Annotated in this window: 13 protein-coding genes; 5 read left to right on the top strand and 8 right to left on the bottom strand. The window is 71.7% G+C overall.

Going from position 1 to position 15,460, the window contains the following annotated elements; all coding sequences use genetic code 11:
• Positions 1-56: 56 nt before the first annotated feature.
• From paaI to PV410_RS08640, 3 genes are all read left to right on the top strand, one after another.
• A complete protein-coding gene (paaI, locus tag PV410_RS08650; protein WP_326571081.1) occupies positions 57-470 on the top strand; it encodes a hydroxyphenylacetyl-CoA thioesterase PaaI in 414 nt (137 codons plus the stop codon).
• Positions 467-1,813: a phenylacetate--CoA ligase PaaK gene (paaK, locus tag PV410_RS08645; protein WP_500323378.1), complete on the top strand. Its 1,347-nt coding sequence runs from the start codon at positions 467-469 to the stop codon at positions 1,811-1,813. Before paaI ends, paaK begins: the two co-directional genes overlap by 4 nt.
• 130 nt (positions 1,814-1,943) lie before the next feature.
• Positions 1,944-2,741, top strand: a complete 798-nt coding sequence (locus PV410_RS08640) for an ArsR/SmtB family transcription factor (RefSeq protein ID WP_500323376.1) — start codon at positions 1,944-1,946, stop codon at positions 2,739-2,741.
• Positions 2,742-2,800: 59 nt separating this feature from the next.
• On the opposite strand, the gene PV410_RS08635 is transcribed toward PV410_RS08640, so the two are convergent.
• From PV410_RS08635 to PV410_RS08605, 7 genes are all read right to left on the bottom strand, one after another.
• Positions 2,801-4,138 carry a COG1361 family protein gene (locus PV410_RS08635; protein ID WP_500323375.1) on the bottom strand — a complete coding sequence of 446 codons (1,338 nt, stop codon included), beginning with the start codon at positions 4,136-4,138 and terminating at the stop codon, positions 2,801-2,803.
• A gap of 126 nt (positions 4,139-4,264) precedes the next feature.
• Positions 4,265-5,239, bottom strand: a complete 975-nt coding sequence (locus PV410_RS08630; protein WP_500323374.1) for an acetylxylan esterase — start codon at positions 5,237-5,239, stop codon at positions 4,265-4,267.
• Positions 5,240-5,252: 13 nt separating this feature from the next.
• Positions 5,253-6,866, bottom strand: coding sequence for a glycoside hydrolase family 43 protein (locus PV410_RS08625; RefSeq protein ID WP_500323373.1), 1,614 nt, complete (start codon positions 6,864-6,866; stop codon positions 5,253-5,255).
• A complete protein-coding gene (locus PV410_RS08620) occupies positions 6,863-9,211 on the bottom strand; it encodes a beta-xylosidase/alpha-l-arabinosidase (protein WP_500323372.1) in 2,349 nt (782 codons plus the stop codon). The genes PV410_RS08625 and PV410_RS08620 overlap by 4 nt, the downstream gene beginning before the upstream one ends.
• Positions 9,208-10,026: a carbohydrate ABC transporter permease gene (locus PV410_RS08615; protein WP_500323370.1), complete on the bottom strand. Its 819-nt coding sequence runs from the start codon at positions 10,024-10,026 to the stop codon at positions 9,208-9,210. The genes PV410_RS08620 and PV410_RS08615 overlap by 4 nt, the downstream gene beginning before the upstream one ends.
• A complete protein-coding gene (locus PV410_RS08610) occupies positions 10,026-10,955 on the bottom strand; it encodes a carbohydrate ABC transporter permease (protein ID WP_500323369.1) in 930 nt (309 codons plus the stop codon). Before PV410_RS08610 ends, PV410_RS08615 begins: the two co-directional genes overlap by 1 nt.
• A 14-nt stretch (positions 10,956-10,969) precedes the next feature.
• A complete protein-coding gene (locus tag PV410_RS08605; RefSeq protein WP_500323368.1) occupies positions 10,970-12,274 on the bottom strand; it encodes an ABC transporter substrate-binding protein in 1,305 nt (434 codons plus the stop codon).
• A 140-nt stretch (positions 12,275-12,414) separates the two neighbouring features.
• Between PV410_RS08605 and PV410_RS08600 the strand changes: the two genes are divergently transcribed.
• Both PV410_RS08600 and PV410_RS08595 read left to right on the top strand, forming a co-directional pair.
• Entirely contained in the window at positions 12,415-13,464 is a 1,050-nt protein-coding gene (locus tag PV410_RS08600) for a LacI family DNA-binding transcriptional regulator (protein ID WP_500323367.1), read from the top strand.
• Between the two features lie 215 nt (positions 13,465-13,679).
• A complete protein-coding gene (locus PV410_RS08595; protein ID WP_500323366.1) occupies positions 13,680-14,117 on the top strand; it encodes a hypothetical protein in 438 nt (145 codons plus the stop codon).
• A gap of 61 nt (positions 14,118-14,178) precedes the next feature.
• Here PV410_RS08595 and PV410_RS08590 read toward each other — a convergent pair whose 3' ends face one another.
• Positions 14,179-15,357, bottom strand: coding sequence for an acyl-CoA dehydrogenase family protein (locus tag PV410_RS08590; protein ID WP_500323365.1), 1,179 nt, complete (start codon positions 15,355-15,357; stop codon positions 14,179-14,181).
• Positions 15,358-15,460: the final 103 nt, after the last annotated feature.

Below are 15,460 nucleotides of genomic sequence, written 5' to 3'. Positions count from 1 at the left end.
ACGCTAACCGAATGTTCGGTCGGTTCACAAGGGTGGTGACGATCGTGAGGGATGCCATGGACGCGACCCAGGGCCCGGCGGAGAGCATGTTCGCCGCCGACAAGGCGTCGCAGAGCCTGGGCATCGAGCTGCTGGAGACCGGCGAGGGGACGGCCGTGCTGCGCATGACCGTCACGCCCGCGATGGTCAACGGGCACGGGATCGCCCACGGGGGCTACCTCTTCCTGTTCGCCGACACCGCCTTCGCCTGCGCCTGCAACAGCCACGGCCCGGTGACGGTGGCCGCCGGGGCGGACATCTCCTTCGTCGCCCCCGTCCACGAGGGCGACGAACTGGTCGCCACCGCGCAAGAGCGCACCCGCTTCGGCCGCAGCGGCATCTACGACGTGAGCATCCTGCGGGGCGACCAGGTGGTGGCGGAGTTCCGCGGGCGCAGCCGCAGCATCGGACGCACGAAGGAGAACGGATGAGCAGCGAGCCGACGGACCGGGCGACCGCGGGGGCGCGCCTGGGAGAGCCACTCCCCGACGGCCTGCTGGACGCCGCCGAGAAGCTGGGCCCCGGAGAGCTGCGGGAGCTGCAGCTCACCCGGCTCCGGGCGACACTGCGCCACGCGTACGACAACGTCGAGGCCTACCGGAAGAAGTTCGACGAGGCCGGGCTGCGCCCCGAGGACTGCGCGAGCCTGGACGACCTGGCGCGCTTCCCGTTCACCACCAAGGCCGACCTGCGCGACAACTACCCCTTCGGCATGTTCGCCGTGCCCATGGACCAGGTGCGCCGCGTCCACGCCTCCAGTGGCACGACCGGCCTGCCGACCGTGGTGGGCTACACCGAGAACGACCTGTCCATGTGGTCCGACGTGGTGGCCCGTTCCATACGCGCCGCCGGCGGGCGCCCCGGCCACAAGGTGCACGTCTCCTACGGCTACGGCCTGTTCACCGGCGGCCTGGGCGCGCACTACGGCGCGGAGCGCGCCGGGTGCACGGTGATCCCCGCCTCCGGCGGCATGACCGCCCGTCAGGTGCAGATCATCCAGGACTTCCAGCCCGAGATCATCATGGTCACCCCGTCGTACATGCTGACCCTGCTGGACGAGTTCGAGCGCCAGGGCGTCGACCCGCGCGGCACCTCGCTGCGGATCGGCATCTTCGGCGCGGAGCCGTGGACGGAGGAGATGCGCCGGGAGATCGAGGAGCGGATGGACATCCACGCCGTCGACATCTACGGCCTGTCCGAGGTGATCGGCCCGGGCGTCGCCCAGGAGTGCGTGGAGACCAAGGACGGTCTGCACGTGTGGGAGGACCACTTCTACCCCGAGGTGGTGGACCCGATCACGGGCGAGCCGGTACCGGAGGGCGAGGAGGGCGAGCTGGTCTTCACCTCCCTCACCAAGGAGGCGCTGCCGATCATCCGTTACCGCACCCGTGACCTGACCCGGCTGCTGCCCGGCACCGCGCGCCCCGCCTTCCGCCGCATCCAGAAGATCACCGGCCGCTCCGACGACATGATCATCCTGCGTGGGGTGAACGTCTTCCCCAGCCAGATCGAGGAGATCGTGCTGCGCACGCCCGGCGTGGCCCCGCACTTCCAGATCCGGCTCACCAAGCGCGGCCGCATGGACCACATGGAGGTCGTCGTCGAGGCGCGCCCCGACGCCGGGGCCGCGCCGCGCGAGGAGGCGGCACGCTCCATCGCGGCGGGCGTCAAGGACGGCGTGGGCGTCAGCGTCGAGGTGACGGTCGTCGACCCCGACATCGTGGAGCGGTCCGTCGGCAAGATCCGCCGCGTACGGGACCTGCGGGCCGGATAGCGGCGCGCCCTCCGCACCCACGCCCCCGCACCCACGCTCTCGGCCGCACCGCGTTGACATGCAGCCGTCGGGCTGCCTATGTTCGACAGGCAGCCGGACGGCTGCATTTCCGGAACGGCGGGGAAGCGGGATGGACGAGGTATTCAAGGCGCTGGCCGACGCCAGCCGCCGGCGGCTGCTGGACAGCCTCAACGCACGCAACGGGCAGACCCTGCGCGAGCTGTGCGCGGGGCTGGACATGGCCCGCCAGTCGGTCAGCAAGCACCTGGCCGTACTGGAGGAGGCCCGGCTGGTCACCACGGTCCGGCGGGGCCGGGAGAAGCTGCACTACCTCAACGCCGCACCGATCAACGCCGTCGCCGAACGATGGATCGACCGGTACGACCGCGAGCGCGCGCAGGCGCTCGCCGACCTCCAGAGGGCATTGGAGCAGGCACCCATGAGCGAGTCCGCATTCGTCTACACGACCTACGTCCGCACCACGCCCGAGCGCCTCTGGCAGGCGCTGACCGACCAGGCGTTCACCCGCCGCTACTGGGGCGTCGCCTTCGAGACCGACTGGGCGGCCGGCTCGGCCATGGTCTGGGAGGAGGGCGGCGCCCGCACCGCCGATCCCGCCCAGGTCGTGCTGGAGTCCGATCCGCCGCGCCGGCTCTCCTACACCTGGCACACCTTCACCCCGCAGTGGGCTCGGAACGCGGGGGTGAGCGAGGAGGTCCGCGCCCGCCTGGCGGGGGATCGCCGCTCCCAGGTGACGTTCGAGATCGAACCGCTCGGGGAGACGGTCAGGCTGACCGTCGTCCACGAGGCCCACGACCCGGACAGCGGGGTGCTGGGCATGGTCTCCCAGGGCTGGCCCGCCCTCATCTCGGGACTGAAAACGCTGCTGGAGACGGGCGAGCCGCTGCCTGAACCGCAAGGCCCCTGACCGCCCCGCGGGGCACGTGGTGCGGGAGGCTCCTGCACCACGTGCCGGGGCGGGTCGGGTCAGTTGACCGCCAGGACCGCCGTGTTGTTGGTGGTGTCCGGGTCGTACGGGAACTCGCCGAACTCCGGGTGGATGCTCACGGCACCGGTCGTGCCGGGCACCACGGTGTCGATCCGCAGCGAGAAGTCGTACGAGCGCTCGGTGTTCTCCAGCACCCAGTACGGCAGGGCGCAGTCGTAGCGCGGCGCCCCCGTCTCCTGCGGGTAGTAGCCGCCGGAGAGGGTGTGCGGGTCACAGCCGGACGGGACGCCGGTGACCTTGGTGCCCGCGGGGACGATCAGCCGGACCTTCGCGACGGGGTCGCCGGAGCCGAGGTTGCCGAGCCAGGCCGGGCCGTTGTTGCGGAACGTGAGCCGGGCCGTCACCGTCTCGCCCGCCGCACCGGTGACCGCGTCGCCGGTCACCGCGAAGTCCGCGGTGTTGTCGGCGCTGACGCCGACCACCGTGTAGTTGTCATCGCTCTCGAGGTCCTCGGCGCCCCCGCCGGGCTCGACGCTGATGTCGAGCCGCTCGTTCATCGCGTACGGGGCGAGCACCGCCTTGAGCTGCTTGGGCAGCCGGAAGGAGTCCCCCGGCGCCAGCACCCGGTCGAAGGTGCACGTCGCGAAGGTCATCGGCGCGTACTCGCCGTCGTTCGACGTCGTGTAGGTGCAGCGCTTGTACTTGGTCAGCTTCTGGATGCCGTAGGAGGCCATGAACTTCAGCGTGAAGCCCTGCGCGCTCTCGTTGCCGTTGTTGGTCAGCCCGAACGGGAGCCGCACCGTGGCGCCGGGGGCGGCGTGCTGGACCGGGGCGATCTCCGCGAGCGACAGGTCCGGGCCGGAGGAGACGGTGAGCGTGGTGTCGGAGTCGCCCCGCGGGGCGGTGAGGGTGCCGTCGGGGCCGCCGACGGCGGTCGCCTCGTAGGTGATCCGGCCGGACGCCCCGTTCGCCGCACCGTCCGCCGCGCGTACCGGGAGGTGGATCTGCCTGCGGTAGTCGCCGCCGATCACGGGCACCTCGGGCACGTGACAGACGGCGATCGTGCCGCTGGGCGTGCAGTTCTCCGGCCAGGTCACCTCCGCGACGCCCGCGACCCCGGAGATGTCCACGGTGACCTCGCCCTCGGTGACCGTGAAGTTGTCGTTGTCGTGGTAGATGCCGATGTCGAGCGTCCGCGACTGCGGTTCTCCGCCGCCCGTGCCGAAGGGCAGCGACAGTTCGGACGGTGCGTTGATCCACAGCTGGTCGGTCTCGGCGGCGTGCGCGGGCACGGCGAGACCGGCCACGAACAGGCCGGCCGCCGCGACGGCAGAGGCTCCGAGGCGCAGCGAGCGCCCGACGGAGTCAGATCGCATGACTCTTCCCCAAGGGTGTGGCCACATCAGTGGTGCACCGGGGTCTCCGGTGCACCCGTATGACGATCAAGGAAGAGCAAAGGTTGTACGCCCTTCCAGCTCAAGTCCACATGATGAGGCCGCACTTCACGTTGCCGTCAGAAGCCCGCGGAGGAAGGCCAGTGCCTCCTCGTCGTCGTCGATGGCGCCGCCCTCGTGCCCGTTCCAGGGCCAGACGGCGATCTCCTTGGGTCCCGCGTACGCGTTGTACGCGGCGAAGACGGTGGAGGGCGGCGTGATCTCGTCCATCAGGGCCGCGGAGAAGCGGGCCGGTACCCGGGCGCGGGCGGCGAAGTTGACGCCGTCGAAGTAGGACAGGGTGCGCATGGCCCGCTCGGCGTTGCCGCGGTGCACGGCGAGGTAGCGGCCGATCTCACGGTACGGGTCCGCGTCCGTGATCACCGTGGCCCGGGGGAAGTCGCACAGGAACGGGACGTGCGCCACCAGGGCGTGGACCTCCGGGGCGAGGGCGGCCACGGCGAGCGCGGTGCCGCCGCCCTGGCTCGCGCCGAGGACGGCGATCCGGCCGGGGTCCACCGAGGGCAGCGTGCGGACCGCGTCCACGGCGCGGACGGCGTCCGTGAACAGGCGGCGGTAGTAGTACGTGCGGGGGTCGTCGATGCCGCGGGTCATCATCCCGGGGGCCTGCGGGCCCGTGGTGCCGGAGTCGGGGGTGTCGCCGCGGCTCCAGCCCGACCCCTGGCCACGGGTGTCCATGTGGAGGTGGGCGAAACCCGCCGACGCCCACAGCAGGTTGTCCACGGCGTGGCCCCGGCCGCCGCCGTAGCCGACGTACTGGACGACCGCGGGCAGCGGTCCCTCGGCACCGTGCGGCAGCCGCAGCCAGGCCCGCACCGGCTCGCCGCCGTAGCCGGGGAAGGTGACGTCGAAGACGCGCACCGTGTGCAGCCGCGGACCGGGCGCGGGGGTGACGGTGACGGCCGCGGTCCCGGCGGCGCGCGACTCGGCGAGCGTCGTGCTCCAGAAGTCGTCGAAGTCGGCGGGCGCGGTCTGGCTGCTGCGGTGGTCCCGGAGTTCGGCCTCGGGGAGATCGGTGAACAATGTCGGCTCCTGGTCAGGGGGCGAGAGGCCGGTAGTCGAACCAGTCGATGTCGGCGACGGTGGTGGAGGAGGCGCCGTGGGCGGTGGCGTACGGGCCGAGCCAGACGCCGAGGAAGCCGCCCGCGCGGGGCGAGCTGAGGAATCCGCCGTCCACGGAGGTCAGTTCGGCCTCCGCCTCGGGCCCGGCGCCGGCGGGGGCGTAGCGCAGCCCGTAGCGCTGACCCTCGGCGTGGATGCGCAGGACCACCGGGCCCGAGGGCAACGGCGCCTGCGCGAGCAGGCGTTGCTCGCCCCGCGTGCGGACCGCGGCGAGCACGCGGCAGCCGCCGCGCCCGTCACCGGCCACCGCGAGCACCAGATGGTCCGCCTCGGACTGGCGGACGGCGAGCCCCGCCCACTCCTGCGGCGTCCCGGGCGCCACGTCGAGGAGCGCGGACACGCTGACGTCCTGGTGCTGCTGGCGCCGGCCCAGGAAGCAGGGGGTGCCTACGTCGGCGAGCGTGGAAGGCCCGAGCGGCAGCCGCAGCGAGCCGGGACGTCCGGTGAGCGACCAGAAGGGTTCCCCGGTGCGCACCTGGTTCCACCGCGGGTCCAGCCGTGGGCCGTCGAAGTCGTCGCGCACCGGCTCCGGGTGGGGATCATGAGGGGACCCGGCGACCGCGGGCGGACGGAACGGGCCGAGCGTGGTGCCGACGCCGGGCGCGAAGAGCGGCCAGCCGTCCTCCCAGCGCACCGGGACGAGGAAGGTCTCCCGCCCGAGGTTGGGGTGGTACCCGCCGTACGGACGGCTGCCCAGCAGCACCGCCCACCACTGCCCCTGCGCCGTGCGCACCAGGTCGGCGTGGCCGACGCCCACGACGGGGAAGTCACGGCCCAGGTGCCGGTGGGTGAAGACCGGATTGGCCGGGTTCCCGGTGTACGGACCGGTGACGTGGTCGGCGCGGGCGACGCTGACGGCGTGCCCGTGCTCGGTGCCGCCCTCCGCCGCCAGCAGGTAGTAGCGGCCGTCCACCGTGTACAGGTGGGGTCCCTCGGCCCACACGGCGCCGTGCAGCGCGCCGCGCCACAGCAGGTGCTCGGGGCCGGTGAGGGTCAGCTCCGCGGCGTCGAACTCCCGCAGCCAGACGTCGGTCTGGCCCTCCCACTCCCCCGGTTCCGCGAGCCGCGTGCCTGTGCACCAGGCGCGGCCGTCGTCGTCGAAGAACAGGGAGGGGTCGATGCCGGGCGCGTCGTCCAGCCACACCGGGTCGCTCCACGGCCCGGCGGGGTCGGTGGCGGTGACGACGAAGGTGCCGCCCTGTCCGCTGCCGCCCACCAGGGTGGTCACGACGTAGAAGCGGCCCCGGTGGTGCCGGATCGTCGCGGCGAAGATCCCCTCGGAGGAGGCGACGGTGCCGAGGTCCACCTGCGAGGGCCGGTCCAGGACGTGCCCGATCGGCCGCCAGTGGACCAGGTCGCGGCTGTGGAACACCGGGATCCCCGGGAAGTACTCGAACGTCGAGTTCACCAGGTAGAAATCGGCCCCGACCCGGCAGACGCTCGGGTCGGGATGGCAGCCCGGCAGGACGGGGTTGGCGACGTCCACCGTCGACACGGCCGCCTCCCCCGTCCCTTCGGGCAGGTTCACCTGGACTCCTCCGGTGCGCCGGTGACCAGCACGTGCAGCCGCCGGGTGTGGTCCACCTGCCGTGCCGGGCCGGTGAGTTCGGCCCGCACGGTGAACCGGACGTCGGTGCTGGAGGCCGCCAGCCGCACCTCCAGCTCCCCCGGTTCCACGACGCGGCGGCCGTCCCGGCCGGTGAATGCGGCGACGTCGGCGGGGACCGTGACGCCGATGCGCCGCGCCTCGCCCGCCTCCAGCGGCACCCGGAGGTAGCCGACGAGCCGCTGCACCGGCTGGACGACGGAGGCGATCGGGTCGTGCAGGTAGACCTGGACGACCTCGCTGCCCGCGCGACCGCCGGTGTTGCGGACGGTGAAGGACAGTTCGACCTCGCCGTCGGTGCCGGTGACGGCCCGGCCGTCGGCGCCGCCGTGCACCTGCGGCGCGGACCACTCGAAGGCCGTGTACGTCAGCCCGTGGCCGAAGCCGAAGGCCGCGGCCGGGTCGATGTTGGAGACCTCGCTGGCCCGCGCGAGCGGCGCGGCGAGGTAGGTGGAGGGCTGGACGCCCGGGTGCCGGGGCACGCTCACCGGCAGCCGCCCGGACGGGTTGATGCGCCCGCTCAGCACTCCGGCCAGGGCCGGGGTGCCCTCCTGTCCCGGGAAGAAGGTCTGGACGACGGCCGCGGCCTCGTCCACGGCCCGTCCGAGGGCGTACGGGCGGCCGGCCAGCAGGGTGAGCACGACGGGCGTCCCCGTGTCGAGGAGCGCGTCGAGCAGCCGCTGCTGCACGCCGGGCAGGGTGAGCGACTCCGCGTCGCAGCCCTCGCCGCTGGTGCCGCGGCCGAAGAGCCCGGCACGGTCGCCCAGCGCGGCGACCACCACGTCGGCGTCCAGGGCCGCGCGTACGGCCGCCGCGATGCCGGAGACATCGCTGTCATCGACGCCGCAGCCCGCCACGGTCACGATCTCGGAGCCGGGGAACTCCGCCACCAGGGCCTGGCGCAGCGTGGGCAGGTCGATGCCGAGCGGGGTGTCCGGGTGCTGGGCGCCGACGTGCACGGGGAAGGAGTAGCAGCCCAGCACGGCGGTCGGGGTCTGCGCCTGAGGGCCGACGAGCGCGATGCGGGCGGGCCGCCCCAGGGGCAGGGTGCCGTCGTTGCTCAGCAGGACGGCGGACCGCTCGGCCAGGCGCCGCGACAGGTCCCGGTGGGCGGCGGAGTTCAGGTCGACCGTGCCGCGCAGGCCCTGCGGATCGGTGAGGTCGGCCCCGGCGAGCGCGGACGGCACCGGGCTCCACCCGGGGTCGAGCAGGCCGAGCTGCGCCTTCTGGGTCAGGACGCGGCGCAGCGCGCGGTCCACGAGCTTCTCGTCGACCAGACCCGCGGCGACGGCGTCCCGCAGCGGCTGCCCGAAGGTCTTGACGGTGGGGAGCTCCACGTCCACGCCGGCGTGCAGCGCGGTGCCCGCCGCGTCCGCCCAGTCGGCGGCGACGCCGTGCAGGGTCTTGAGGAAGGCGATCCCGAAGTAGTCGGCGACCACGGTCCCGTCGAAGCCCCAGGTGTCCCGGAGCAGTCCCGTGAGCAGCTCCTCGTCGGCGGCCGAGGGGACGCCGTCGGTGTCGGTGTACGCGTGCATCACGGACCGGACGCCGCTCTCCCGGACCGCCATCTCGAAGGGCGGCAGGACGACGTCCGCGCGCTCCCGCGGGCCCATGCTGACCGGCGCCAGGTTGCGCCCGGCGCGGGAGGCGGAGTAGCCGGCGAAGTGCTTCAGGGTGGCCACGATGCCCGCGGACTCCAGGCCCTGGATGTACGCGGTGGCGATGGTCCCGACGAGGTACGGGTCCTCGCCGATGGTCTCCTCGACCCGGCCCCAGCGCGCGTCGCGCACGACGTCGAGGACCGGGGCCAGACCCTGGTGGACGCCGACCGAGCGCATGTCGCGGCCGATGGCCGCGGCCATCACCCGGACCAGCTCGGGGTCGAAGGAGGCGCCCCAGGACAACGGGACGGGGTAGGTGGTCGCGCCCCAGGCCGCGAAGCCCGCGAGGCACTCCTCGTGGGCCATGGCCGGGATGCCGAACCGGTTGGCCGCGGCGACCCGTTGCTGGGTGCGCATCAGGGACAGCGCGCCCAGGGCGGGGTCGACGGGGACGGTGCCGAAGGGCCGGGTGAGCTGTCCGAGGCCGTCCGGCAGGAGGTCTTCCAGACGGGGCGGCTCGTCCATGTCGTGCTGGTGGGGGGCCACTTCGGCCCCCTCACTGGAGGCGCCGACCCAGACGCCGTAGAGCTGGGCGATCTTCTCGTCCAGGGTCATGTCGCGGATCAGCGCCTCGACGCGGGAGTCGGCGGTCACGTTGTCGTTCACTTTCCTCCGACGCCCATGAGCCCCTGCACGAGGGCACGGCGGGCGAACAGGTAGACGAGCAGGACAGGGATCGTGGACAGCACCACGGCGGCCAGCAGGCCGGGGATGTTGATGCCGTACTGGGTCCGGAAGTTGTAGAGGCCCAGCGTGATCACCTTGGTCTCCTCGGACTGGGTGAGCACGAGGGGGAAGAGGAAGCCGTTCCACGCCTGCAGGGCGGAGAAGACGACGATCGTCGACAGCCCGCTGCCGGACAGCGGCAGGACGAGCTGGAAGAAGGTCCGCCGGACGGAGGCGCCGTCCATGGCCATCGCCTCGAACAGGTCGGAGGTGATGTCGCGCATCGTGCCGGTCAGGATCAGCGTGCACACTGGCAGGCAGAACGCCGCCGTCGGCAGGATGATGCCGATGAGGTTGTCGTAGAGCCCGGCCTTGCTGATGACGTAGAACATCGGGACGATCACGGCCTGCGCGGGGATGGCCAGGCCCAGCAGGAAGAGCCGGAACACCCCGGACGTGCCGCGGCCCCGGTTGCGGACGATGGTGAACGCCAGCGGCGGCACGAGCAGCAGCACGATGGCCACCACGCTGACCGTGACGACGACCGTGTTGAGGAAGTACTGCCCGAAGCCGTTGCTGAAGTCCTGGACGTAGTTGTCCAGCGTGAAGGAGCGGGGGAAGGCCAGCGGGCCGTTGGCGCTGTACTCCTCGCGCGTCTGCACGGTGGCGCCGAGCATGACGTACAGCGGCAGGCCCACCAGCGCGAGCCACAGCAGGGCGCCCAGGCCCGCCAGGTAGTTGGGGCGGCGCCTCATCAGAGCCCCTCCTTGGTGCCGGCCATCTTGTCGTAGCCGGAGACGCGGACGACGATCAGTGAGATCACGGTGGCGACGACGACGAGCATCAGCGCGACCGCAGCGCCCGCGCCGAAGTCGAACCCCTTGAAGGCCTTGTCGTACATGTAGTAGGCGCTGATGGTGGTGTCGGTGCCGGGGCCGCCCTGGGTGAGGATCAGCACCGTGTCGAAGGTGGTGAGACCGCCGACGATCATCAGGATCATCGAGGTGATGATCGAGTTGCGCAGCTGCGGCAGCGTGATGTGGAAGAACTGCCGTACGGTGCCCGCGCCGTCGATCTGCGCCGCCTGGTAGAGCACCTGCGGGATCGCCCGGGTCGCACCCTGGTAGATCAGGGCGTGGAACGGGGTGAACTGCCAGGTGCTGACGAACACCAGCACGCCGATCGCGGCGGTCTGCGTGCCGAAGAGGTTGCCGTCGCCGAACAGCCAGCGCGCCTGCGAGGGCACACCGAAGTTCGGGTCGAGCAGCGCGCGCCACAGCACCGACACGGCGGTCGCGGACAGCAGCAGCGGCACGAAGAAGACCGCCGACAGCACGGCGCGGTTGCGCTGGGGACCGGCCGCCCAGACGCCGAGCAGGATGCTCAGCGGGGTTTGGACGACGACGCCCAGCACGGTGAGCAGCACGCTCAGCCAGAGGCTCTTGATCATGACGGGGTCCTGAAAGACCCGGACCCAGGTGTCGAAGCCCGCGAACTCGGGCGAGCCAAGTCCGCTCCAGGTGGTGAAGGACAGCACCGCCACCAGCACCAGCGGCACGACGGCGAACAGGGCGAAGAAGATCGTGGCGGGGAGCGCCCAGGCGAGGCCCGGCCGGCCGATGGTACGGCCGACCGGGCGCTGCGTCTGCCGCTTGCCCGTCACGGAGGCAGTGAGGGAGACCATGCGGGACGTCGCTCTCAGGAGGTGGGCAGGGCCTGCATGGCCTTGATGAAGCCGTCCGCGTCGACCTGGCCGTTGAAGAACTGCTGCACGGCCTGGTGGATCGGCGTGATGCCCGACGGCGGGTAGGCCTGGTCCCACGACAGCTGGAACGAGGGTGCCTTCTGGACCAGGTCGAACTGGTACTTCAGGTAGTCCGGGTTGTCGGCCGAGTCGAGGAACTTGGTGGTGTTCGTGGTGGTCGGCAGGTTGCCGATGGCCAGCTGCTGCTTCACGAAGTCGTCGGAGTACATCAGCTTGAGGAACTCCGCCACCGCTTCGGGGTGCTCGGTCTTCTTCAGCACCGAGTAGAAGTTGTTGGTGTTGCCGACGACGTTCGCGGCGTCACCCTTGCCGCCGGTGACGGTCGGGAAGTTGGTGTAGCCGAGGTCGTTCTTGGCGAAGTCCGGGCTGGCGTCCTGCTGCGTGGAGTACTCCCAGGAGCCCATGAGCTCGAAGCCGGCCTTGCCGCTGGCGAGGAGCTGGGGCGAGCCGCCGTCGGTGAACTTCACCGAGTCGAAGTTGGTGCCGAAGGCGCCGGCGTCGATGAGCTCCTTGAGCATGCCCAGCGCCTTCTTGCTGTCCTCGCTCTCCCAGGCGCTCTTGTCGCCGCCGAGGGCCTTGGTGAACAGCTCCGGGCCGGCGACGCGGTCGTAGAGGTACTCGAACCACATCAGCGTCGGCCACTGGTCGCCGCCGCCGAGCGCGATCGGGGTGACGCCCTTGGCCTTGAGCTTCTTGACCGCGTCGATGAGCTCGTCCCAGGTCTGCGGGGGCTGGACGCCCGCGTCCGCGAGGACCTTCTTGTTGTTGAACATCAGCACCGGCTGGGTGCCGCGCATCGGCACGCCGTAGGACTTGCCGTCGACGACCGCCGTGTTGAAGACCGAGGACAGGAAGTTGTCCTTCAGGCCCGGGTCCTTCTTGATGAAGTCGTCGAGCGGGAGCAGCAGACCGGCCTTCACGAACGGCTGGATGCTGCCGCCACCCCAGTTGAAGAAGACGTCGGGGGCCTGCTTGGTGTTGATGACGGTCTGCAGCTTCTGCTGGTAGTCCGCGCCGGGGACCGTGTCGAGGACGGCCTTGACCTTCGAGGTCTTGTTGAACTCGGCGACGATCGCCTTCTCCACCTTGTTCGCGGAGTCGCCGTACACGAGGACGTGAATCGTCCCGGAATCGCCTCCCGCGGAGGCGCCATCGCCGCCGCAGGCGGTCAGGGTCAGGCCCAGTGCCAGTGTCGCGCCGCCGGCGACGGCACGGGGGAACCACGCACGCTTCTTCATGATCGACCTCTCGAAAGTTTCGGCCGCTTTGCCGAAATTCGCCTGACGACGGACCGTAGGCTCCCTCCTCGCCGGGGTCAACAGCGTGGAATTGACGCGACCAAACCGTTACCGAAGGGCGGTGCTCTATCCTGTGCCGCATGCGTGATGATGAGACCGAGGGCCGTATCACCCTGGCCGACGTGGCTTCGAAAGCGGGCGTCTCACTTTCGACAGTTTCGAAGGTGCTCAACGGACGTCCCGATGTGGCCGCGCCGACCCGGAGCAAGGTCGAGCGCCTGCTGGAGGCGAACGGCTACCAGCGCCCCTCCCCCACCCAGCCCGAGTCGCGGCTGATCGAGATCGTCTTCCACGAGCTCGAGAGCGTCTGGGCGATGGAGCTCATCCGGGGCGTGGAGAACGTCGCCAAGAGCCGCAACATGAGCGTGGTGCTCACCGAGAGCGGCACCCGCCACGCCCCCGGCCCCGAGTGGATCGAGGGCGTGCTGCGCCGCCGGCCGCTCGGCGTCGTCCTGGTCTTCTCCTCGCTGCCCGACGACATCAAGCGCAAGCTGCGCTCACGGGCCATCAACTTCGTGATCATCGACCCGGCCGGCGATCCCGAACCCGACGTCCCGTCCGTGGGCTCGGCGAACTGGGCCGGCGGCGTCGCGGCCACCCGGCACCTCATCGACCTCGGCCACCGCCGCATCGGCATCATCACCGGGCCCGACGACATGCTGTGCTCCCTGGCCCGTCTCGACGGCTTCCGCTCGGCCATGGGCATGGCGGGGCTCACCGTCGACAACGACCTGATCCGCTACGGGGACTTCCACGTGCAGGGCGGGCACGACGGGGCCCTCGCCCTGCTGGAGCGGCCCGACCCGCCGACCGCCATCTTCGCCGGCAGCGACCTGCAGGCGCTCGGCGTCCTGGAGGCGGCCCGGGTCAAGGGTCTGCAGGTGCCGCGCGACCTGTCCGTGGTCGGCTACGACGACATCCCGCTCGCCCAGTGGGCGAGCCCGTCGCTCACCACCGTCAACCAGCCGCTGGTCGAGATGGCCGAGGAGGCCGCCCGGATGCTGCTCCGGCTGTCCCAGCCCGACGAGGCCGGCGACAAGAGCAACACCCGTATGGAGCTGGGCGTCAGACTGGTCGTCAGGAAGAGCACCGCAGCGCCGCGCGACGCCGGGGCGACGCGCGAGGACTGATCTCCGGAAGGGCGCGGAGCGGGCGCACGGCATCGCCGGCGGGGGCGCGGAGCACCCTAGCGGAGGACTGTGTGACGAAGGCCACACCCGATGTCAACGCCTTTCGGAGTGGCGGTGATTACCGCGGGCGGGTGGCGGGAAATGCTCGCTATGGCCGAGGCCGAGAGCCCGGTCTGCCCCGCTGGTGGGCGTTCTTCTGAGGGGGAGATGCACCCATGCGCACCCATGCACGACACAGCCGCGGCGAACGCACGCTGGTGGCGCTCGAGGAGGAGCACGAACGTCGCGAGCCGTTCGAGCTGCTGACGGCGGAAGACGCCGAAGACGCCTTCGACGACGAAGGCTTTGAGATCTTCCGGGTGCACTGCCCCGACTGCGCCCGCCCGATCGCGCTCTTCACCGACGAGGACGTCCTGCCGCAGCACGCGCTGTGCGCCTCGCCCTGGAACCCCTTCGGGCTGACGGTCTGCCCCGGCTCGGGGCGTGCCACCGCCGAGGCCTCGCCGGCCCCCGGCGACGCCCGGGACGACGACACGGAGTGGGGCGCGCTGCTGACGCTCCCCGCCGGGCTGGACTGGCGCACGCAGCCGTTCTCCCACGTGGGCGGACCCGGTTCGCAGCCGATCCGCGTGCCGTTCCAGCGCGCGGCCTGACCCGCGCCCACCGTACGCACGGTGCCGCGCCGCCCCCGCCGGGCGGCGCGGCACGACCGTCTCAGTGCTCCTTGCTCTCCGGCCCTGCGAGGCTGCGGGCGATCACCATGCGCTGGATCTGGTTGGTGCCCTCGACGATCTGCAGCACCTTGGCCTCGCGCATGTACCGCTCGACGGGGAAGTCGGCGGTGTAGCCGTAGCCCCCGAGCAGCTGCACCGCGTCCGTGGTCACCTGCATCGCGGCGTCCGTGCAGAACAGCTTGGCCATGGCCGCCTGCCGGGAGAACGGCCGGCCCGCGTCCCGCAGCCGGGCGGCCGCGAGGTACAGCGCCCGGCCGGCCTCGATCTTGGTGGCCATGTCGGCGATCATGAAGCGCAGCCCCTGGAAGTCCACGACGGGACGGCCGAACTGCTGCCGGGTCATCCCGTACGCGAGCGCCTCGTCGAGGGCGGCCTGGGCGACGCCGATGGCGCAGGCGGCGATGCCGAGGCGGCCGGAGTCGAGCGCGGCCAGCGCGATGGTGAAGCCCTGGCCCTCGTCACCGACGCGGCGGCTGTCGGGGACGGTCACGCCGTCGAAGTGGACCTGGGCCGTGGGCGACCCCTTCATGCCCATCTTCTTCTCCGGGACCGCCGCGGTCAGGCCCTCCGCGTCGCCGGGCACCAGGTACGCGGTGATGCCGCGCGGGCCCTCGGCGCCGCTGCGGGCGAGCACCGTGTAGAAGTCCGCGACACCGCCGTGGGTGATCCACGCCTTGGTGCCCTCGATCCGCCACGCGTCGCCCTCGCGGGTGGCACGGGTCCGCAGGGACGCGGCGTCGGAGCCGGAGGCGGGCTCGGAAAGGCTGTAGGCGCCGAGCAGGGAGCCGCCGAGCATGGCCGGCAGGTGCTCGGTGCGCTGCTCCTTGCTGCCGAACTGGGCGACCGCGTGGCAGGCCAGGGTGTGCACGCTCACCCCGAGACCGACGGTCAGGCGCGCCGCCGCCAGTTCCTCCAGGACCTGCAGGTAGACCTCGTACGGCTGGCCACCGCCGCCGTGCTCCTCCGGGTAGGGCAGTCCGAGCAGCCCCGCCTCGCCGATGAGGCGGAAGACCTCGCGCGGGAAGACGCCCGCGTCCTCCTCCTCGGCCGCCCTGGGCTTGATCTCCCGCTGGGCCAGCTCGCGTACGAGCGCGAGCAGGTCGCGGGCCTCCTCGGTGGGAAGCTGTCGGTCCACCGGCTGAAGGCCGTCGTGGGACATGGCGGCACTCTCCTCCCTGTCGGGCGCTGCGGCGGCGTCCGCACAGGGTGTGGCGGCGCTACCGGGTTGTCGACCGTAGACCGATGGTCTCCTGCCGGGTCAC

Origin of the sequence: Streptomyces sp. PA03-5A (assembly GCF_033792725.1) — a bacterium.
Taxonomy (GTDB): domain Bacteria; phylum Actinomycetota; class Actinomycetes; order Streptomycetales; family Streptomycetaceae; genus Actinacidiphila.
This window is presented reverse-complemented; position numbering and strand designations above follow the sequence as displayed.

Coding starts and splice junctions, on each gene's coding strand:
- PV410_RS08600 (WP_500323367.1), top strand. CDS start 12,415: ATGCGTGATGATGAGACCGAGGGCCGTATCACCCTGGCCGACGTGGCT.
- PV410_RS08635 (WP_500323375.1), bottom strand. CDS start 4,138: ATGCGATCTGACTCCGTCGGGCGCTCGCTGCGCCTCGGAGCCTCTGCC.
- PV410_RS08605 (WP_500323368.1), bottom strand. CDS start 12,274: ATGAAGAAGCGTGCGTGGTTCCCCCGTGCCGTCGCCGGCGGCGCGACA.
- PV410_RS08610 (WP_500323369.1), bottom strand. CDS start 10,955: ATGGTCTCCCTCACTGCCTCCGTGACGGGCAAGCGGCAGACGCAGCGC.
- PV410_RS08590 (WP_500323365.1), bottom strand. CDS start 15,357: ATGTCCCACGACGGCCTTCAGCCGGTGGACCGACAGCTTCCCACCGAG.
- PV410_RS08640 (WP_500323376.1), top strand. CDS start 1,944: ATGGACGAGGTATTCAAGGCGCTGGCCGACGCCAGCCGCCGGCGGCTG.
- paaK (WP_500323378.1), top strand. CDS start 467: ATGAGCAGCGAGCCGACGGACCGGGCGACCGCGGGGGCGCGCCTGGGA.
- PV410_RS08595 (WP_500323366.1), top strand. CDS start 13,680: ATGCGCACCCATGCACGACACAGCCGCGGCGAACGCACGCTGGTGGCG.
- PV410_RS08615 (WP_500323370.1), bottom strand. CDS start 10,026: ATGAGGCGCCGCCCCAACTACCTGGCGGGCCTGGGCGCCCTGCTGTGG.
- paaI (WP_326571081.1), top strand. CDS start 57: ATGGACGCGACCCAGGGCCCGGCGGAGAGCATGTTCGCCGCCGACAAG.